This is a genomic window from Pseudomonas sp. 58 R 3, assembly GCF_900006605.1.
In the GTDB taxonomy this organism is placed as follows: domain Bacteria; phylum Pseudomonadota; class Gammaproteobacteria; order Pseudomonadales; family Pseudomonadaceae; genus Aquipseudomonas; species Aquipseudomonas salomonii.
The window spans coordinates 216314-235833 of sequence record NZ_CVTT01000065.1 but is presented as its reverse complement, the minus strand read 5'-3'; the positions used below and the strand labels follow the sequence as shown (position 1 = coordinate 235833).

At 62.6% G+C, this 19520-nt stretch carries 17 protein-coding genes; 7 read left to right on the top strand and 10 right to left on the bottom strand.

Annotated features, from left to right (window positions below; translation table 11 throughout):
• Positions 1–74: 74 nt before the first annotated feature.
• Positions 75–1376: a chloride channel protein gene (locus tag BFP92_RS22175; RefSeq protein ID WP_065931186.1), complete on the bottom strand. Its 1302-nt coding sequence runs from the start codon at positions 1374–1376 to the stop codon at positions 75–77.
• A gap of 22 nt (positions 1377–1398) precedes the next feature.
• Positions 1399–2613, bottom strand: a complete 1215-nt coding sequence (locus BFP92_RS22170; protein WP_065931105.1) for an MFS transporter — start codon at positions 2611–2613, stop codon at positions 1399–1401.
• A gap of 116 nt (positions 2614–2729) precedes the next feature.
• On the opposite strand from BFP92_RS22170, the gene BFP92_RS22165 reads away from it, so the two are divergent.
• Together BFP92_RS22165 and BFP92_RS22160 are read left to right on the top strand one after the other, a co-directional pair.
• Complete coding sequence (locus BFP92_RS22165) at positions 2730–3626, top strand: LysR family transcriptional regulator (protein ID WP_065931104.1); 897 nt, start codon at positions 2730–2732, stop codon at positions 3624–3626.
• Between the two features lie 92 nt (positions 3627–3718).
• On the top strand, positions 3719–4609 hold the full coding sequence (locus tag BFP92_RS22160) for a DUF2242 domain-containing protein (RefSeq protein WP_065931103.1): 891 nt from the start codon (positions 3719–3721) through the stop codon (positions 4607–4609).
• A gap of 1 nt (position 4610) precedes the next feature.
• On the opposite strand, the gene aceE is transcribed toward BFP92_RS22160, so the two are convergent.
• Positions 4611–7271, bottom strand: coding sequence for a pyruvate dehydrogenase (acetyl-transferring), homodimeric type (aceE, locus tag BFP92_RS22155; RefSeq protein ID WP_065931102.1), 2661 nt, complete (start codon positions 7269–7271; stop codon positions 4611–4613).
• 145 nt (positions 7272–7416) lie between these two features.
• Here aceE and BFP92_RS22150 point away from each other — a divergent pair, with 145 nt between their 5' ends.
• Positions 7417–7887 carry a MarR family winged helix-turn-helix transcriptional regulator gene (locus BFP92_RS22150; protein WP_065931101.1) on the top strand — a complete coding sequence of 157 codons (471 nt, stop codon included), beginning with the start codon at positions 7417–7419 and terminating at the stop codon, positions 7885–7887.
• Between the two features lie 128 nt (positions 7888–8015).
• On the opposite strand, the gene BFP92_RS22145 is transcribed toward BFP92_RS22150, so the two are convergent.
• A complete protein-coding gene (locus tag BFP92_RS22145; protein ID WP_065931100.1) occupies positions 8016–9017 on the bottom strand; it encodes a transketolase-like TK C-terminal-containing protein in 1002 nt (333 codons plus the stop codon).
• Positions 9018–9206: 189 nt separating this feature from the next.
• Between BFP92_RS22145 and BFP92_RS32310 the strand changes: the two genes are divergently transcribed.
• A complete protein-coding gene (locus BFP92_RS32310) occupies positions 9207–9341 on the top strand; it encodes a hypothetical protein (RefSeq protein WP_256122283.1) in 135 nt (44 codons plus the stop codon).
• An 8-nt stretch (positions 9342–9349) separates the two neighbouring features.
• Here BFP92_RS32310 and BFP92_RS22140 read toward each other — a convergent pair whose 3' ends face one another.
• Together BFP92_RS22140 and BFP92_RS22135 are read right to left on the bottom strand one after the other, a co-directional pair.
• On the bottom strand, positions 9350–10384 hold the full coding sequence (locus BFP92_RS22140; RefSeq protein WP_065931099.1) for an AraC family transcriptional regulator: 1035 nt from the start codon (positions 10382–10384) through the stop codon (positions 9350–9352).
• A 4-nt stretch (positions 10385–10388) separates the two neighbouring features.
• A complete protein-coding gene (locus BFP92_RS22135; protein WP_065931098.1) occupies positions 10389–11519 on the bottom strand; it encodes a carbon-nitrogen hydrolase family protein in 1131 nt (376 codons plus the stop codon).
• Positions 11520–11731: 212 nt separating this feature from the next.
• Between BFP92_RS22135 and BFP92_RS22130 the strand changes: the two genes are divergently transcribed.
• Positions 11732–13771, top strand: coding sequence for an NADPH-dependent 2,4-dienoyl-CoA reductase (locus tag BFP92_RS22130; protein ID WP_065931097.1), 2040 nt, complete (start codon positions 11732–11734; stop codon positions 13769–13771).
• A gap of 57 nt (positions 13772–13828) precedes the next feature.
• Positions 13829–14719 carry a 1-aminocyclopropane-1-carboxylate deaminase/D-cysteine desulfhydrase gene (locus BFP92_RS22125; protein ID WP_065931096.1) on the top strand — a complete coding sequence of 297 codons (891 nt, stop codon included), beginning with the start codon at positions 13829–13831 and terminating at the stop codon, positions 14717–14719.
• On the opposite strand, the gene BFP92_RS22120 is transcribed toward BFP92_RS22125, so the two are convergent.
• The 3 genes from BFP92_RS22120 to BFP92_RS22110 form a co-directional block, all read right to left on the bottom strand.
• Entirely contained in the window at positions 14716–15270 is a 555-nt protein-coding gene (locus BFP92_RS22120) for a cytochrome b (RefSeq protein ID WP_065931095.1), read from the bottom strand. The two genes, BFP92_RS22125 and BFP92_RS22120, sit on opposite strands and share 4 nt — an antisense overlap.
• Positions 15271–15384: 114 nt before the next feature.
• The gene (phnX, locus tag BFP92_RS22115; protein WP_065931094.1) at positions 15385–16212 is read right to left on the bottom strand and encodes a phosphonoacetaldehyde hydrolase; all 828 of its coding nucleotides are present in this window, start codon (positions 16210–16212) and stop codon (positions 15385–15387) included.
• A 29-nt stretch (positions 16213–16241) separates the two neighbouring features.
• The gene (locus BFP92_RS22110; RefSeq protein WP_065931093.1) at positions 16242–17351 is read right to left on the bottom strand and encodes a 2-aminoethylphosphonate--pyruvate transaminase; all 1110 of its coding nucleotides are present in this window, start codon (positions 17349–17351) and stop codon (positions 16242–16244) included.
• A gap of 114 nt (positions 17352–17465) precedes the next feature.
• On the opposite strand from BFP92_RS22110, the gene BFP92_RS22105 reads away from it, so the two are divergent.
• A complete protein-coding gene (locus BFP92_RS22105; protein ID WP_065931092.1) occupies positions 17466–18323 on the top strand; it encodes a LysR substrate-binding domain-containing protein in 858 nt (285 codons plus the stop codon).
• A 173-nt stretch (positions 18324–18496) separates the two neighbouring features.
• On the opposite strand, the gene BFP92_RS22100 is transcribed toward BFP92_RS22105, so the two are convergent.
• Positions 18497–19369 carry a LysR substrate-binding domain-containing protein gene (locus BFP92_RS22100; RefSeq protein ID WP_065931091.1) on the bottom strand — a complete coding sequence of 291 codons (873 nt, stop codon included), beginning with the start codon at positions 19367–19369 and terminating at the stop codon, positions 18497–18499.
• Between the last annotated feature and the right edge of the window lie 151 nt (positions 19370–19520).

Here is a 19520-nt window from a genome sequence, read left to right as displayed (position 1 = left end):
TGTGCCCTATGCAGTCACGCACCCAGAGCGATGATAGGAAGTTGATGAATAAGTTGTAAACAATGTTGTCAGGGTTACGGGCTTTTTGTCGGCGGTAGCAGAAAACCGCGCGCCAATTGCTGGTACAACTCCGGCCCCATTCGCGAGCTGACGGCCTTGGCAATCAGCGCCACCGCCATCAGGCTGATCACCATCCCGTGGCTGTCGATCATCTCCATCACGATGATTGCCGAGGTGATCGGCGATTGGGTCACGGCCGCCAGAAAGCCCACCATGCACAGCGCAATGGTCGGTTGCGCTGCCAGCGCGAAGAACTCGGCTGCGTTGGCGCCCACGGCCGCGCCGACGGCCAGCGACGGGGCAAAGATGCCGCCGGGAATCCCGGAAAAATAGGTGACCACCGTGGCCAGGAAACGCGTGACCGGCGCATGCCACGGCAAGCCGACATCGGCAGCAATGATCTGCGAAGTAATCCCGTAGCCGCTGCCGAAGGACATTCCGCCGCTGAGCCAGCCCAGGATTGCCACTACCAGCCCACACGCCCCGGCGAACCACACCGGGTGCGCACGCCGCCATTCCCAGACTACAAACCTGTGGTGGCGCTGGGGCCACAGCAGCATGCGGCTGAACAGCCCGCCGAGCAGGCCGCAGCCGATGCCTGCCGCCAGCACCGGAATAATGATGTCGAGTTTGATCTCCTCAACGTCCAGATGGCCGAAATAGTTGTAATTGCCCTGCAGGGCGATGGCGACCATCCCCGATAAAATAATCGTGCTGAGCAAGACACCGCTGGTGCGGGTTTCGAGCTTGCGCCCCAACTCTTCGACTGCGAAGGCGATGCCGGCCAACGGCGTATTGAACGCAGCGGCGATACCGGCAGCGCCGCCGGCCAGGATCAAGTCTTCGCTGCGGATGATGCGGGCATTGGGCAGGTAGCGATGGAAGAAGTGCATGATCGACGCCGCCACCTGCACGGACGGCCCTTCGCGCCCGGCGGAAAAACCGCCGGTCAACGCCAATGTACCGAGGCCTATCTTGGCGAAGGCGATACGCAAGGACACCAGCCTGCTGACGTCCTGCCCCTTGTTAGCCAGGCGGGTGGCAGCGATGACCTGGGGAATGCCGCTGCCTTGGGCACCGGCAAAAAAGCGCGTGGTCAGCCACACCACCAGCATGCCCACCAGCGGTGTATAGAGAAAGGGCAGCCACGGATGGGCGCTGGATTGCTCGGCGAATTGAGTGAGCGCCACGTCAGCCAGGCGCGCAAACATCACCACCATCAGCCCGGCGATGGTGGCGCCGGCCCACAGGGTGATCCGGGTGCGCCAGCGCAGTGAGGTAAAGCGGCGGCGCAGTGAAATGAACGGTTTGATCACCCAGGTGAATTCCGAATAAGTTTCAGGGTGTTTCAAGGTTAACCGTATATCCAGCGCTTGTCCTCGCGATGCGCCGTGTCGGCGCCAATGCCAACAGCACCAATCCGCCCACCGCCCAGGGGAACACCCCAACCCCCGATGTTTGCAGCAACAGGCCGCCCGCCAGCCCGCCGCCGGCAATCCCCAGGTTCCACACCGTCACCAGCATCGATTGCGCGGCATCGGCCGAGTCACCGGCAGACTTGGCCAGCGCCGTCTGCAGCAGTGCCGGCAAGCCACCAAAGGCCAGGCCCCACAGCGCCACGCTGGCATACACCGCACCGGCGGAGGTCATCCACACGCCCAGTGCCAGGGCCGCTAGCGCGAACATCACGCAACTGATGATCAGCAGGCGCCGCAGGTGTTGATCAATCAGCACGCCCGTCAGCCAGATGCTCAGCAAGGCCGCGAGACCAAACACCAGCAAGATCCGGTCGATGTTGGCTTCTAACCCGGCAGGCACCAGCAGTGGGGCGATGTAGGTGTACAGAATGTTGTGCGCCAGTACGTAGGTAAACGTCACCCACAGCACCGGACGAATGCCCGGCAGGTTAAACACTTGGCGCAAACCCAAGCGCTGTTGCGCCGCTTGCCCGGCGAAATCCGGCAGTTGCCAGCGTGCCCACACCAGCAGCAACAGCGTCAGCCCGGTCATGATCGCAAAGCTCAGGCGCCAGCCCACCGCAGTGCCGAGGAAAGTGCCGGCGGGTACACCCAGCGACAACGCCAGCGGTGCGCCGAGCATGGCCACAGCAATCGCCCGGCCTTGCAGACGCGGGGCCACCATCCGGCTGGCATACCCGGCCAGCAACGCCCAAAGCAACCCGGCGAATACGCCGGCAAAAAACCGCGCAACCAGGGTCAGCCCGTAATGGGTGGAGAGTGCCGTGACGCTGTTGACCAGGGCAAAGCCGCCGATGGCAATCAGCAGCAACGGACGCCGCCGCCAGCCTTGGGTCAATAAGGTCAGGGGAATGGCCGCGAGCAATGAACCGAGGGCATACAGGGTCACCAGTTGGCCGACCAACGCCTGCGAAACCTGCAGCCCTTCGCTCATTTGCGGCAGCAGCCCGGCCGGCATGGCCTCGGTCAGAATCGTGATAAACCCGGCACACGCCAAGGCCAGCAACCCGCCGAGGGGCAGTGCGTCCTTTACGGTCGTGACGGCCGGGTTGGTAATCGGGGGGCAGTCGCTCATGTTCCGTCTCCATGCAAAAGGTCAGGAGGCAGAGTAGGGGGCTGTGGGTTGCGGAAAAACAGGCTAAGGTTCCGAACTTATCGGACATCAAAGTCCGCAATCGATAAGGATGGGCGATGGACAGTCTGAGTAGCCTTGCGGTGTTCGTGCAGGTTGCGGAAACCCGCAGCTTTACCGCTGCTGGCCGCGTGCTGGGGGTGTCGTCTTCGGCCGTGGGCAAAAGCATCGCGCGCATGGAAGAACGCCTGGGCGTGCGGCTGTTTCATCGCAGCACACGCAGCGTCACCCTGACCGGCGAAGGCGCGCTGTTCCTGGAGCGCTCGCGACGGATTCTGGCCGAGGTGGAAGCGGCCGAGCAGGAGTTGACCGAGGCCGGCGCCACGCCCCGAGGTACATTGCGCATCAGCTTGCCGCAAGTGCGTGGCCTGTTGATGCCGGTGCTCAGCGACTTTATGCGCGCCTACCCGGACATTGAACTGGATGTGGACTTCTCCGATCGCATGGTCGACGTGATCGAGGAAGGTTTTGATGCGGTGATTCGCACCGGCAAGCCGGAAGATTCACGGCTGATGGCACGTCGTCTGGGGCATTATCAACTGGTCCTGGTGGCCACGCCGGGTTACCTGGCCCAGCATGGCACGCCGCAACAGCCGCAGGATTTGAGCGGCCATGCCTGCCTGCGCCACAAGTTCTGCGCCACCGGCAAGCTGGAGCCCTGGCCACTGCGCCCGGTGCCGGGCGTGGCGGAGCCGGTGCTGCGTGCGCCGCTGGTCAGCACCACCATCGAGTCCCTCAGCTATGTGGTGCACGAAGGGTTGGGCATCGCCTGCCTGCCGGACTTTATGGTCAAGGAGGCGGTGCGCCAGGGGCGTCTGCAACGGGTGCTGGATGAACATCTGGTCCACCGTGGCAGTTTCTGGATGCTGTGGCCCTCAAGTCGCTTCGCCTCGGCCAAGCTGCGGGTGTTTATCGACCATATGTCTGCCGGGCTTTTCCCTGCGCAGGTGGTGTAATAACGCTGTGACGTTTTACCGACAGGAATGTGCGCGCCAACCCTGCGTTCTGTTGCACAATAGCGCCCTGACTGTTTTCCTCAGGATTTTCGATGTCGACATCATTTCACTTGCGTAGCCTCGGGTTGGCGCTGGTGCTGGCGGGCGCTGCGGGCTGCTCGTCACCCAAGACCGCTATTTATGAACATGAAAATTTCGACGACTCCGGCACGTTCTCCCGTGATTACCCGGTCAGCGACGTGGCGGCCTGTGAAGCGGCGCGACGTGCGCTGTTGAGCCAGGGTTACATCATCACCAGCAGCGACCCCAAGCTGGTGGTGGGTAACAAGAGCTTCCAGCAGACCGGCGAAACCCATCTGCAAATCAGCTTCAACGTGGTGTGTGCCGATGATGGCAAAGGCGCCAAGCACTCAACCATGTTCGCCAACGCCTTGCAGGACCGCTACGCGCTGAAGAAGGTCAACAACTCCGCCAGCCTCGGCGTGGGTGTGTTGGGCTCGGTGTCGATGCCGATCGGCTCAACCGATGATTCGATGGTCAAGGTGGCCAGCGAGACGGTGACGGCACCAAAGTTTTACGATCGCTACTTCTCGCTGGTGGATGTGTTCCTGCCCCAGGACGTGAAGGCGGCCGAACATATTTCAGAGAAGCCCAAGGCTGAGCTGGGCGTGCCGGAGCCGAAAGCGGCTGCGCCTGCTGATAAGCCTGCGCCTGCCGATAAGGTAGCGCCGACCGATAAGGCTGCGCCGACCGATAAGGTCGACGCGCCCAAGGACGCATCGGTAGCGCCCGCCGTGTCGGAACCGCTGGCACCGCCGCCAGAGGCGGCACCGATTTCGCCACAGGCCGAGCCAGCGCCGACCACTGCGCCGACCACTGCGCCAGCACCTGCACCGGCTGCGGAACCAGCGCCTGCGCCGACCAACCCGAACCTGCCAGCGCCGACAGAGGCGATTCCACCACTGCCGACGCCTGGGCAGTAACTCAGACCGCTACGGGGTTCGTCTTGTCGACGTTGATCCCGTAGCGGCTGATGGCCTCGCTCACCTTGTCACGCCCGATCACGCCGTCATCGGCCAGCGCCTTCAGCGCCGCCAACACGATGAAGTGGCGGTCCACCTCAAAGAATTCGCGCAGGGTTTCGCGGGTGTCCGATTGCCCAAAGCCATCGGTGCCCAGCGCCACAAAACGGCGGCCGTGTACAAACGGGCGGATCTGGTCGGCGAATAACTTCATATAGTCCGTCGCCACCACCACCGGCCCGCTGTGTCCGGCCAAGCTGGTTTCGACGTAGCTCGCGCGCGGTTCGTCCTGCGGGTGCAGCAGGTTCCAGCGCTCTACCGCGTGCCCGTCGCGGCGCAATTCGGTCAGGCTGGTGGCGCTCCAGACATTACTGGCTACGCCAAAGTCCTTGTCGAGCAGTTGCGCTGCGCCAATCACCTCGCGCAGGATCGAGCCGCTGCCCATCAATTGCACCTGTGCCTGGGGGTGCGTGCTCAGCGGATACAAGCCTTTGAGAATCCCGTCTTCCGCGCCTTCGGGCATGGCCGGGTGCGGGTAGTTTTCGTTGAGCAGGGTGATGTAGTAGTAAATGTCCTCCTGTTCGACGTACATGCGCCGCATGCCTTCGCGAATGATCACCGCCAGCTCGTAGGCAAAGGTCGGGTCATAGGCGACGCAGCAGGGGATCACCGACGCCAGGATGTGGCTGTGGCCGTCGTCATGCTGCAAGCCTTCGCCCATCAGCGTGGTGCGGCCGGCCGTGGCGCCCAGCAGAAAGCCGCGAGCGCGGGCATCGCCGGCGGCCCAGGCCAGGTCGCCGACGCGCTGGAAACCGAACATCGAATAGAAAATGTAGAACGGCACGGTCATCAAGCCGTGATTGCTGTAGGACGTGCTCGCCGCAATCCACGAAGAAATGGCCCCGGATTCATTCAGGCCTTCCTGCATGATCTGTCCGTCTTTGCTCTCTTTGTAGTAGCTCAATTGCCCGGCGTCTTGTGGGGTATAGAGCTGGCCGACGGCGGAGTGAATGCCGATCTGGCGGAACAGGCTCTCCATGCCGAAGGTGCGCGACTCGTCCGGCACGATGGGTACGATCAGCTTGCCCAGGTGCGGGTCTTTCAACAGCGTGCCGAGGATGCGCACAAACGCCATGGTGGTGGAGATGGCACGCTCGCCGGTGTCTTTGAGTTGGGTGGCAAACGCGCTCAGTTCGGGAATCTGCAACGCTTGCACCGCAGTGTGTCGTGCTGGCACATAGCCGCCCAACGCCTGGCGGCGGGCGGCGAAGTAACGGGCTTCTTCGCTGTCGGCAGCGGGCTTGAGGTAAGGGATTTCGTCGAGCTGGTCATCGGCGACTTCCAGGCCGAAGCGGTCGCGAAAGGCTTTTACGGCATCAGCGCCCATCTTCTTCAACTGGTGATTGATGTTCTGGCCTTCGCCTGCTTCGCCCATGCCGAAACCCTTGACGGTTTTGGCCAGGATCACCGTCGGTTGGCCCTTGTGGCGCACGGCAGCGGCGTAGGCGTTGTAGACCTTGTCCGGGTCGTGGCCACCGCGTGAGAGTTTCCAGATATCGTCGTCGGACATGTCGGCAACCAGCGCCAGTAATTGCGGGTATTTGCCGAAGAAATGTTCACGCACATAGGCGCCGTTCTGGGATTTGTAGTTCTGGTAGTCGCCGTCCACGCACTCCATCATGCGTTGGCGCAACAGGCCGCTCTGGTCCTTTTCCAGCAGCGCATCCCAGCCGCCGCCCCAGATCACCTTGATCACATTCCAGCCGGCGGCGCGGTACAGGCTTTCGAACTCCTGGATCACCTTGGCATTGCCACGCACCGGGCCGTCCAGGCGCTGCAGGTTGCAGTTGACCACAAAGATCAGGTTGTCGAGCTTCTCGCGGCCGGCCAGGGAGATGGCCGCCAGGGATTCCGGCTGGTCCATTTCGCCGTCGCCCAGGAATGCCCACACCTTGCGGCCTTGGTGTGGCTTGAGGTCGCGGAACTCCAGGTAGCGCATAAAGCGCGCCTGGTAGGCGGCGGTAATCGGGCCCAGGCCCATCGATACTGTCGGGAACTGCCAGAAGTCCGGCATCAGCCGTGGGTGCGGGTAGGAGGACAAGCCCTCGCCACCGGCCTCGCGGCGGAAGTTGTCCAGCTGCGCTTCGCTGATGCGGCCTTCGAGGTAGGCGCGGCCGTAAATGCCCGGGGAGGAGTGGCCCTGGATGTACACCAGATCGCCGTCGAAGGTATCGGTTCGGCCACGGAAGAAGTGGTCGAAACCTACGTCGTACAGGACGGCGGCCGACGCGTAGGTCGCAATATGCCCACCGACACCCGAGTGTTTACCCGCACGCAGCACCATCGCCATGGCATTCCAGCGAATAAACGCATTGGTGCGCCGCTCGATGGCCAGGTTGCCGGGGTAGGGCAGTTGGCGGTCAACCGCGATGGTGTTGACGTAAGGCGTGGTCACCCGCCCGTAGAAGTCACCATGGCGCGCAACGTCGAAATCCAGCAACTGATCTATCAGGTAGTGGGCACGTGGGCGGCCTTCGGTGGACAGCACCGATTCGATGGACTCCAGCCACTCGCGGGTTTCCTGTGGATCGTCGTCCAGTCTTACTGCGTTATTGGGGGTCATGTGCGGCTCCAGGGTAGGCGGATTTCAAGCAGCGGGCTCCTTGTGGGAGTTGCGCGAATATAATTGCAATTGCAACTACATGGCTGAATCTAGCGCGGGATGAGCTACTATTGCAACCTTCTTGAAATTCCCCGGATGGTGTTGCATGTCGTCGAAAGAGCCAGATGTATGGTTCCGTTTTGTCAGGGCCCACAGGACGGTCATCCGAGAAATCGAACGCCGCCTGGCCGCGGCAGACCTGCCGCCCTACGCCTGGTATGACGCGTTATGGGGCCTGGAAAGCGGCCCCGATGGCACACGGCGCATGCATGAGTTGGCCGATGTGCTGGCGATCGAGCGCTACAACCTCACACGCTTGGTAGACCGTCTGGAAAAGGACGGCCTGGTGGTGCGTTCGCGCTCCGACGGTGACGGCCGCGCAGCGTTTGCCTCCATCACCGAGGCCGGCCGGGTGTTGCGTAAACAGATGTGGAAAATCTACGAAAGCACGGTGGATGAGCTGTTCCTGTCGCAAATCGAGCCTGAGCAACGCCAGCTGTTTGCCGATACCTTGGAGCGCACGGCGGGGCTGGCGGTGGAGGCGGGCGTGCAAACCCGAAGCCGACGCAAGATCTAATAGGCGATGAGGGTCCAATGTGGGAGCGGGCTTGCTCGCGAATGCGGTGGGTCAGCCAGCCTCTATGTGTCTGACAGATCGCATTCGCGAGCAAGCCCGCTCCCACATTTTGATCGTATTGCCAGCCATCACAGTGGATACCGACGCATCGCCGTTTCGACCTGCTCAACACCAATACGGCCTTCATCGGCCAACGCCCGCAGCGCACACACCACAATCCAATACCGACTGGGCGCAGACGCCTGCACCGACCCTGCACCCAACCCGACAAACCGCGCCGGCACATGCGCCGCCAACTGATCGACAATCACCTGCGGATAACCGGTCACGGCAATCACCGGCGCGCTGCTCCCGGCCAGGCACTCCTGCAAATGGCAGCTTTGCCGGGCGGCCATCGGGTGCAGGCGATTCCAGCGCTCGGCCGCCGCTGCCTCACGGGCCAGCCGCGTGTAGCTTGGGCAGCTCCATACCTGCGCCGTCACTGCCCAATCCTGTTCAAGCAATTGCGCCGCGTGGGTCACGTCCTCGAGCGCTCGGCCCGCACCCAGCAAGCGCACCTCCCCAGTGTGAGTACGCTGGAGCGGGTACATGCCCTTGAGCGCTTCTTCACGATCCTGCTTATCCAGCCGCGCTGGGCGCTGTTGATCATGCAGCGCGAGGTAATAAAACCCCGGCTTGCCGTCGACATACAGCGCGTGAATTCCGGCCAGCACAATCGCCCGGGCTTCTTCGCCGGACGCCGGGTCATAGGGCGTGCAGTGCGGGTTGGTCGCCAGCCACAATGGCAGTGACGGTTGCGCGCCTCTGGGCCAGGCAGAGGGCTGGTTCTCGACGTCGTTGCAGAGAATGCCGCGCTGCGTGGCGGCCTGGGACAGCCCACATAACTGCGCCGACGATGCTGCACGGTGCAGGTACAGCAGGGGTTTTTCGCCGGTATTGCGCGCAAACCAACTGGGCCAGTTGCCCACAAGGCGGCTGCGTGACTGGCCACGAATCACCCAGGCCTGTCGGCTCAATTCCAGGGTATTGGCCATGGTCATGACCGTGTACAGCGGCGAGCCGGGAGGCGGCGCGGCACTGCTCAGCGCATCGATACAGCGCTGCGCGGCTTGGGCGGTTGAGACAGGCATGGGGCGAGGCTCCTGGCGACAGAGGTTCCTACCCTAATGGAAAATGGCATGTGATTGCAATTGCAATGATTGCAATCGCACTTCGATCTCGAAGTGCTAAATCGATCCAACCCTGCTACGTTTTATCTTGAAGTGCAGGAACGTCATGGCGCCGACATTTTTTCGTCATCACGGCACTTTAGGCTGGCTGTGCAGGTCATTTATCTGCAACCGCTTTTAACCAACAAGGAGTCCACCATGGACGAATACCAGGAAGAACTGCTGGAGTACCACGCGTTTGAACTGGATCCGCTGGATCCGGCCGATGACGCCACCGAGCTGTAACACCGACTTCAGGCGGAATGCCGCTGACTGCGGCGAAATTCCCCTGGGGTCTGGTTGTTCCACCGCCTGAAGGCCCGTTGAAAGGCTTGGGCTGAAGCAAAACCGAGCAAGTAGGCGATCTCGCCGAACGCCAGTTCCGTGTCGCGAATGTAGGTCATGGCCAGATCGCGGCGGGTATCGTTGAGAATTGCGCGAAACTGCGTGCCTTCGTCGGCCAGTTTGCGCCGCAGCGTCCAGGTTGGCAGCTTCAGGCGTGCCGCCACTTCTTCCAGGTCGGGTTCCCGGCCGCCATTGAGCATCGGCCCGAGCAACCTTGTAATGCGCTCGCGCAGGCTGCGGGTGCGGGTGAGCTGCTCCAACTCCTGTTCACATAATTTCAACAACAACTGCCAGGTGCTGGGGCAATGCTGCGGGTTGCGCAGGCCCAGGGTTGGCTGGTTGAGGCGCAACTGGTTGGCGTCGGCACCGAAATGCACCGGGCTATCACCCAGCACGCTGTATTGCTCGCTGTACTCCGGGGCTTCAAATTCGATGTCGATGCGCTGCGCCTGCACCGGTTGTTGGGCCAGGCTCGACAATTGCTGCAACCAGCCAGCGATGATCGAGTCCACCACAAAGCGGTTGTAGGCGTTGTATGGGCTGATGGAATAGAAGCGCAGCCAGGCGCCTTCGGCATCTTCGTGAAAGCTCGACTGCCCGCGATAGTTGGAGCCGTACAGCGCTTCAAACCGTGTCAGTGCGCGCGCCGCTTCGCGTACGTTGGGCGCCTGTGCGGCGGTGACGCCAGCCAATCCCGCCTGGCTCAGACGGCTCAATTGACCCATGCGCAGGCCCAGGCCAGGGTCGCCGGTCAGTTGGATGGCGGCGTGGCCCAGGCGCATGTAGCGCGGGATCGACAACCGCGCCCCGGCTTCGGCAAGGCGCGCCGGGTCCAGGCCGTATTGCAGCAGCAGCGGTTGCGGGTCCAGGCCATGGCTGTGGACGGCGTCGGCAAGGGACTGTACAAAGCCCACCGACAAATCCCCAAGGCGCACCGGCTTCACGGCGTTACAGCCAGATATTCAGCAGGCGCGCGCCACGGGCGTCGTTGCCCGCAGTGACGTGCCCGTCGTTGCTGAGGAAGCTGTGCCCGGCGGTGCCCAGGTCCCAGAACTGCCCACGCAAAAAGACACTCATGCCGGCGCTGGCCTGACTGATCGGCTGCTGGCTGATCAGGGTGAGGCGGCGCGAAGCCTCGCCTTCACTGAGTTCTTCGGGCTTGAGACTGATTTCCGGCGGCGTGGACACGCTTTTAAAGCCGCGCCATGGCCGGTCCCAAGTGTCGCGGCCGGTGACGAAGGCCGGTACGGCGACCAGTTGCGCACCTTGCTCGTTGAGTTTGCGGTAGTTGTCCGGGTACCAGCTGTCGCTGCCGATCAGGATGCCCAGGCGCCCGGCCGGGGTGTCGACCACGCTGACGATATTTTCGTTACCCGGTGCAATAAAACCGCGCTCATCGTAAATGGGGTAAAGCTGGCGCTGGGGGTCGCCGATGGGCAGGCCATCGGCGGCAAACACCACGCTGGCGTTGTACAGCGCACCGTGGCCGATGTGCAGTTGGCCCTGGCTGACACTGGGGTTGGGCAGCGCGATGGAGCCGGCCACCAGGGTCACGCCGAACTCTTTGGCCAGGCCACCGAACAGCACTTGATAGTCGCGGGCCATGGCCGGTGCCTTCATGCGCAGGTAGGCGTCGTCCATGCGGTTATCGCCTTTGGCACTGATCCAGGCGCGGGCAAACTGCAACGGGTTGCTGGCCGACAGCCAATTCATCGCATCCTTGAGGTGGGTGGCCTGGTACAGCTCGTTCTTTTCGCCGCTGAGCATCAGCCAGGTGCCGATATGTTCCGGCAACACGACGATGGTTTTGGGGTTGATCAACCCTTGGTCGCGGGCCTTTTGCAGGTAGGCCGAGAGTTTCAGGTGCAGGCGTTCCAGGCTCTGGTAATCGGCCGGGAACAGCTCGGGTTGGATGCCCAGCAGGTTGCCACGATCGGCGGGCTCGCCTTCGTTGACGGCCAGGGTGATGCGCAGGTCCGACAGGTAATGCGCCACAGGGCGCTCCTGGGTCCAGACCAGATACGCGGCGACGGCGGCAACCAGGGCCATGGAGACGGTGAACGCTAGAAGTTTACGCATGGGGCAACAGACAACAGACCGTGTGCAGGGTTCGCCGACTAGGGTAGGGCTGATGCACCGGCTTGCCAAGGGGCACTGTGCATTTGGATCAATAACTTGTCAGTTACGGTCATTGAGCGGTCGTCCATCGCCTCTTAGTCTGTGGGACATAAACCGATGGCAGGCCATTCGAGCCTGCCACGTCCCGTGATGATCCGTTGTGGAGCTGTACCATGACCGCTGCTGCCTACCCGCACCTGCTGGCCCCGTTGGACCTGGGTTTTACCACCTTGCGCAACCGCACCCTGATGGGCTCGATGCACACCGGCCTGGAAGAAAAGCCCGGCGGTTTCGAACGCATGGCCGCGTATTTTGCCGAGCGCGCCCGTGGCGGGGTTGGCCTGATGGTCACCGGTGGCATCGGCCCGAACGATGAAGGCGGCGTGTACGCCGGTGCCGCCAAGCTGACCACCGACGCAGAAGCGCAAAAGCACAAGATTGTGACCCAGGCCGTGCACGAAGCCGGCGGCAAGATCTGCATGCAGATCCTCCACGCCGGGCGTTATGCCTACAGCCCCAAGCAGGTAGCCCCGAGCGCAATTCAGGCGCCGATCAACCCGTTCAAGCCCAAAGAGCTGGACGAGGAGGGCATCGAGAAGCAGATCCAGGATTTTGTCACCTGCTCCTTGCTGGCCCAGCTGGCCGAGTACGACGGCGTGGAAATCATGGGTTCCGAAGGCTACTTCATTAACCAGTTCCTCGCCGCCCACACCAACCACCGCACCGACCGTTGGGGTGGCAGCTATGAAAACCGCATGCGCCTGGCGGTGGAAATCGTACGCCGGGTGCGCGAGGCCGTCGGCCCGAATTTCATCATTATCTTCCGCCTGTCGATGCTCGACCTGGTGGAAGGCGGCAGCACCTGGGAAGAGATCGTGCAACTGGCCAAGGCTATCGAAGGCGCGGGTGCGAGCATTATCAACACCGGTATCGGTTGGCACGAAGCGCGTATCCCGACCATCGCCACCAAGGTGCCACGTGGCGCGTTCAGCAAAGTCACCGCCAAGCTGCGTGGCGCGGTGCAGATTCCGCTGATCACCACCAACCGCATCAACACCCCGGAAATTGCCGAGCAGATTCTGGCCGAAGGCGATGCGGACATGGTCTCGATGGCGCGGCCGTTCCTGGCCGACCCGGAATTCGTCAACAAGGCTGCTGCCGGCCGCGCGGATGAAATCAATACCTGCATCGGCTGCAACCAGGCCTGCCTGGACCACACCTTTGGCGGCAAACTGACCACCTGCCTGGTCAACCCGCGTGCCTGCTACGAGACCGAGCTGAACTACCTGCCGGTCAAGCAGATCAAGAAAATCGCGGTGGTCGGCGCCGGGCCAGCGGGGCTGGCGGCGGCTACCGTGGCGGCTGAGCGCGGCCACCAGGTGACCTTGTTCGATTCGGCCAGTGAGATCGGCGGCCAGTTCAATATCGCCAAGCGCGTGCCGGGCAAAGAAGAGTTCTTCGAAACCCTGCGTTACTTCAAGCGCAAATTGCAGACCACCCATGTTGAGCTGTGCCTCAACACCCGCGTGGATGTGGCGCAACTGGCGGCGGGCGGTTACGACGAGATCATCCTGGCCACCGGCATTGCGCCGCGCACCCCGGCGATTCCGGGCGTCGATAACGCCAAGGTGCTGAGCTACCTGGACGTGATTCTGCAGCGCAAGCCGGTGGGCAAGCGCGTGGCGGTGATCGGCGCCGGCGGCATCGGCTTCGACGTCTGCGAGTTCCTCGTGCACGCGGGCGTGTCCACCAGCCTGGACCGCGAAGCGTTCTGGAAAGAGTGGGGCATCGACACCCAGCTGCAAGCCCGTGGCGGCGTGGCCGGCATCAAGCCGCAACCCCATGCACCGGCGCGTGAAGTGTTCCTGCTGCAACGCAAGACCTCCAAGGTCGGCGACGGCCTGGGCAAGACCACCGGCTGGATCCACCGCACAGGCTTGAAGAACAAGCAGGTGCAGATGCTCAACAGTGTCGAGTACCTGAAGATTGATGACGAAGGCCTGCATATCCGCATCGGCGCCGACGGCGAGCCGCAGGTGCTGGCCGTCGACAATATCGTCATCTGCGCCGGGCAAGACCCGCTGCGCGAACTGCAGGATGGGCTGGTCGCTGCCGGCCAGAACGTGCACCTGATCGGCGGCGCCGATGTGGCAGCCGAACTGGATGCCAAGCGCGCCATCAACCAGGGTTCGCGCCTGGCGGCCGAGTTGTAAAACGACGACAGGGGCGGTGTTAGACTACCGCCCCTTTTTTCATGCAGATACCGCTCGATGGGCCCCTTCGACTGGCTTCCCCAGGCACCCCTTGAACCGTTGCAGCTCGACTGGCTGAACGGCGTCGAGTTGGCCGTGCTGCGCCTGGACCGCATCGACCCGCTGATCAGCGGCAACAAGTGGTTCAAGCTCACCGAGCACCTGGCCCACGCGCAAACCGCCGGCGCGCGGGGCATCATCAGCCTCGGTGGCGCCCACGCCAACCACTTGCACGCCCTGGCGGCCGCCGGCAAACGCTTTGGTTTCACCACCGTCGGCCTGTTGCGCGGCCATCCTCAAGACACGCCCACTGTGCTGGACCTCAAAGCCTTCGGCATGCAGCTGCATTGGCTGGGTTATGGCGGCTATCGCGCGCGGCATGAGCCGGGTTTTTGGTTGCAGTGGCGCGAACAGTACCCCGATCTGTATCCCGTGCCCGAAGGCGGCGGCGGGTTGGCGGGTGCCGTGGGTTGCGGGGTGTTGGTTGAGCACGTGCGGGCGCAATTGAGCCGTCTGGGCTGGGACGATTACCACGGGTGGTGGCTGGCAGCAGGGACGGGCACCACGCTGGCCGGGTTGGCGCTGGCCGAGGCGGGCGCGCATCCGGTGTATGGCGCAATGGCCGTGCCGGATGATCATGGAGTTGCACAGAATGTGCAGGCGATTGTGCCGGGCGGTTATGAGCTGCTGGAGGCGAGCCGAGGGGGTTTTGCCAAGGTCGATCCGGTATTGCTCGACTTTATCCATACCACCGAACAAGCCTGTGGCGTGCCGCTTGAACCGCTCTATACCGGCAAGGCACTCCTGGCGTTGAAGCAACAGATCGAGGCCGGACGCTTCACCCCCGGCACCCGCCTGATTTTCGTGCACACCGGCGGCCTGCAAGGCCGCCGAGGCTTTACCACCTAGCGTAAGCTCCCACCTGGCATCATTCGCAAAGCCGTATTATCGCGCAGGATGTAGTGATGGAAGATCCCCGCCAGCGCATGCAGCCCGATCAGCCAATAACCAACCTTGCCGAACAGCACATGCCAACTCTCAATCTCCTTGGCCAGCGCTTTGTTTTCCGCAATCAACGGCGGCAACTCAATCCCATAAAACATCACCGAATGCCCTTCGGCACTGACAATCAGCCAGCCGGCAATCGGCATGCCGATCATCAACGCGTACAACGCAACGTGCATCAGTGTGGCCAACACCGTCTGCCATTGCGGCGGTGTGGGCACGATCTTCGGCGCGACTCCCAGGCTGCGTGCAAACAAGCGCAGCCACACCAGCACAAACACGGTAAGGCCGAACATAAAGTGCATTTCGACAATCAGGGTTCGCGCACCACTGCCTTTAGGGAACTGGCCGCGTAACTCTATGCAGGCGTAAACCACCGCCAGCAGCACCACCATCAACCAGTGCAACGCAATCGACATGGTGCTGTAGCGGGTATCGGCGTTTTTCCACGGCATCGCTGTGTTCCTCACTCATCAGGGCATACCTCCATTCTTTCGCGATGGAGTCCTTTAACTGTATGCCGGTTTCGAGTGGTTCGCCTGGCGTAAATGCCGTTGTTTTGATTTCAATCAGTGGCTTTGCGGCATTTCACCGCGGGCCAGGCGCTGGTTGATATCGGTGATCACCGCCGGCAGGTCGTTGAGGGTGTCGATCAGGTAGTGCGGGCGCGAGCCTTCGAACAGCTTTTCGATGCGTGTGCGCTCACTGGCCAGGGCGGCAGCGTCCAGGTCACGAAACTGTTCATAGGTCAGGCCCATCGCATTGCCGGAGCAGGTCAGTGCCACGGTCCACATGCCGGCGCGACGGCCTTCGAGGATGCCCGGCACGGTGTCGTCGACCTTCACGCACGCCGCCACATCGTCAATGCCCAGCGCGATCACGTTGGCCAGCGCCTGGGCCGGCCAAGGGCGGCCGTTGGGCACTTCGTCGGTGGCGACCACGTGGTCGGCGATGTAGCCGTTGGTAGCGGCCAGGGCGACCACCTTGTCCATCACCTGCTTGGGGTAGCCGGAGCAGGAGCCGATCTTGATGCCTTGCACACGCAGGCGCGCGATAGTGTCGAGGGCGCCGGGGATCAGCGCCGAGTGCTCGGCGATTTTCTCGATCTGCAAGGGCATGAAGCGCTGGTAGATCGAGGTCACGTCGTCATCGGTCGGCGTGCGGCCGAAGGCCTTGCGGTAACGTTCGGCCACCTGCGGTTGGTCGCACAGGGTGCGGATATGGTCCCACTTGCCCATGCCCATCGGGCCACGGGCTTCTTCGATGGAGACTTGCACGTCGAACTCGGCAAACGCCTCGACAAAGATCTGCGTGGGCGCGAAAGAGCCGAAGTCGACCACGGTGCCGGCCCAGTCGAGGATTACGGCCTGGAGGGTGTTGGGGTTTTGATAGTTCATGGTTCAAATCCTGTAGGTAATGGGGGCAATCAGATGTCCAGCACTTCCATTTCTTGCAGCACCTGGCCGATCGCCTCGACTGCCGCCTGCATGCCCTGCGCGTCGACGTGGCCGATGCAGCCGACGCGGAAGGTTTCTACCTGGGTCAATTTGCCGGGGTAGAGAATGAAACCCTTGGCCTTGACCCGTTCGTAGAAGTCCTTGAACTGGTAGCGAGGGTCTTTTGGTGCATGGAAGGTGACAATGATCGGCGCCTGGATGGCAGCTGGCAGGAAGCTGCGCAGGCCGAGTGCGGCCATGCCGTCGAGCAGCGTCTGGCAGTTGTCGGCGTAGCGTTGGTGACGCGCGGGCAGGCCGCCTTCTTCCTGGTATTGCAGCAAGGCTTCGTGCAGCGCGGCGACCACGTGGGTCGGCGGGGTGAAGCGCCATTGACCGGTCTTGGCCATGTAGCTGTGCTGGTCGAACAGGTCCATCGCCAGGGAATGGCAGTTGCCTTGGGCGCCCGCCAGTGCCTGTTTGTCGGCGAAGACAAAACCCATGCCCGGCACGCCTTCCAGGCACTTGCCCGAGGCGGCGATCAGCGCGTCAAACGGCACTTCGCGAGCGTCGATCGCCAGCGCGCCGAAGGAGCTCATGGCGTCGATGATCAGGCGTTTATCGTGCTGTTTAACCACCTGCGCGATGTCCGGCAGCGGGTTGAGAATGCCGGTGCTGGTTTCGCAGTGGATCAGCGCGACGTGAGTGATGGCTGGGTCGGCGTGCAGCAGGCGGTCGACGTCGGCGGCGGTGGTGGGCTCGTCTTCAGCGGTTTCGAAGGTGCTGAAATCGCGGCCGAGCACTTCGCAGATCTTCGCCAGGCGCTTGCCGTAGGCGCCGTTGATCAACACCAGTACCTTGCCGTTGCGCGGCACCAGGGTGCCAATGGCCGCTTCGACGGCAAAGGTGCCGCTGCCTTGCAGGGGCACGCAGTGGTGGCTGTCGGTGGCGTGCAGGATCGCCAGCAATTGTGTGCAGACGCTGGCGGTCAGTTGGTTGAAACGCTCATCCCATGACCCCCAATCCACCATCATTGCCTGACGGGTGCGGTTCGAAGTGGTCAAGGGGCCAGGGGTCAGCAGGATCGGCGCGGCAGTGCTCATCTCAAGTCCTCGCAAGGTCATTGGGGGGTGAAGCTACGGCGCCTAAATTGCAGTTTGGCTTGTCATCAATCAAATTGTTTGTTGTTATGCAAGCTATCAGTGAGGCCGATAGCTATGAATTTGTTCCAACTGCGTGCATTCGATGCCGTGGCCCGCGAGGGCAGCTTTACCCGTGCCGCCGCACGGTTGTTCATCAGCCAGCCGGCGGTGACCGGGCATATCAAGGCCCTGGAAGAGCACTACCAGATCGCACTGTTGCGCCGCACGGCCCGGCGGGTGGAGTTGACCGAGGAAGGCACGCGCCTGGCGGCGATTACCCGGGCGATTTTCGGCCTGGTGGACGAGGCGCAGCTGCTGCTTGAAGCCAATCGACAGTTGCTCACCGGGCGCCTGGAAGTAGCGGCAGACGGCCCGCACCTGGTGATGCCGATGATCGCCAGCCTGCGTGCCCGTTACCCCGGCATCACCGTGAACCTGCGCCTGGGCAATGCCCAGGAAACCCTGGCGGCACTGCTCTCCGAGCACGCGGATGTGGCGGTGCTGACGGAGGTGGAACCGCGCAATGGCCTGCACCTGCAGCCGTTGAGTGAGTCGCGGATTTGCGCACTGGTCCCGGCCAGCCACCCGTGGGCGGCCCTGCCCAAGGGCATTCGTCTGGAACAGCTCAACGAGGTGATCATGGTGCTGCGCGAGCCCAGCTCTATCACGCGGCGTACCTTCGATGAGGCGTGTGAGGTCGCGGGTGTGCAGCCCAAGGTGCTGCTGGAACTCGATAGCCGCGAGGCGGTGACCGAGGCCGTGGCGGCCGAGTTGGGCGTGGGCGTGGTGTCGTCGATGGAGGTCAGCCAGGACCCGCGCGTGCAGGCGGTGGCGATTCAGGGTGATGGGTTGTTGAACCGGCATATGCTCGGCTGCTTGGAGCGGCGCCGCTCGTTGCGCTTGATTCAGGCGTTTTTTGAGTTGGCGTCTTGAGGTATCCGAGGCAACCCAATCTCCCTTTGTGGCGAGCAGGCTTGCCCTGCGTTGGGCTGCGCAGCGGCCCCAAAACCAGGCGCTGAGTTTTTTCAGGGAAAAACTGTGTCTTCACTGGGCCTGCTTCGCAGGCCAACGCGGGGCAAGCCTGCTCGCCACAATAGCTTGCAAACTCAGCGCAAACTGTCCCGCACAATATCCAGAAACGTCGCCACCACCCGCCGCGAACTCTGCTCCTTGAGGCACACCAGCGTTTCCTTCATGCGCTGGCTGCAATCGCGGATCGGCATGGCATACACCCGCGAGTCGGCGCCGAGTTCCGCTGCCGACACCACGCCCACGCCAATCCCCACCACCACCGCCTCCCGCGCGGCTTCGCGGCCTTCGACCTGGATCGCCGGGCGGATGCGCAGCCCGGCCTGGCGCATTTCCTGCTCCAGGGTCTGGCGGGTGACCGAGCCGATTTCCCGCAGCACCAGCGGTGTGTCATCCAGGTCGGCCAGGCAGATGGATTCACGCCCGGCCCACGGGTGGTTGCGTGCCACAAAGGCGAGTAACTGCTCATCGGGCAGCGGCAACCACAGCAGGCGTTCATCGTCGACATCGCGCCCCAGCAGGGCCAGGTCGGCCTGGTAGTTGTACAGGCGAAACAGCGACTCGTCGGTGTTGCCGGTTTCGATCTTCACGCTGATGCCTGGGTACAACTGGCAGAAGCGTGCGATCTGCGGCAACACATGCACGGGCGCGTCCACGGCCAGGGTGAGGGTGCCGGTGAGCAGGGCGCGGGAGTCTTGCAGCAGCTCTTCGGCTTCGGCCTCGATCACAAACAGGCGCTGGGTGATGCCGAGCAGGCGTTCGCCCAGGTCGGTAAGGCGCACGGCCCTTTTGTTGCGGTGAAACAGCAGCACGCCGAAACGTTCTTCGAGCTTGCGCACTTGGTCGGAAATCGCCGGCTGCGTGAGGAACAGGCGTTCGGCGGCCTGAGTGAAACTGCCGTGTACGGCCACGGCGTGGAAGGCTTTGAGTTGGGCGTGGGAAACCGACATCGCAAATCCTCTTACAAGCTGAGCTTATAGTTGAAATACGATAAATCGATTTTACCTATTAGTCAGCCATTGCTTTGATACGCCCCAGTCGCCGAAGGTTGAGTCCTACAACCTCGGTGGCCATGGGTTCTGCCAAGCCGGACCCATCTGA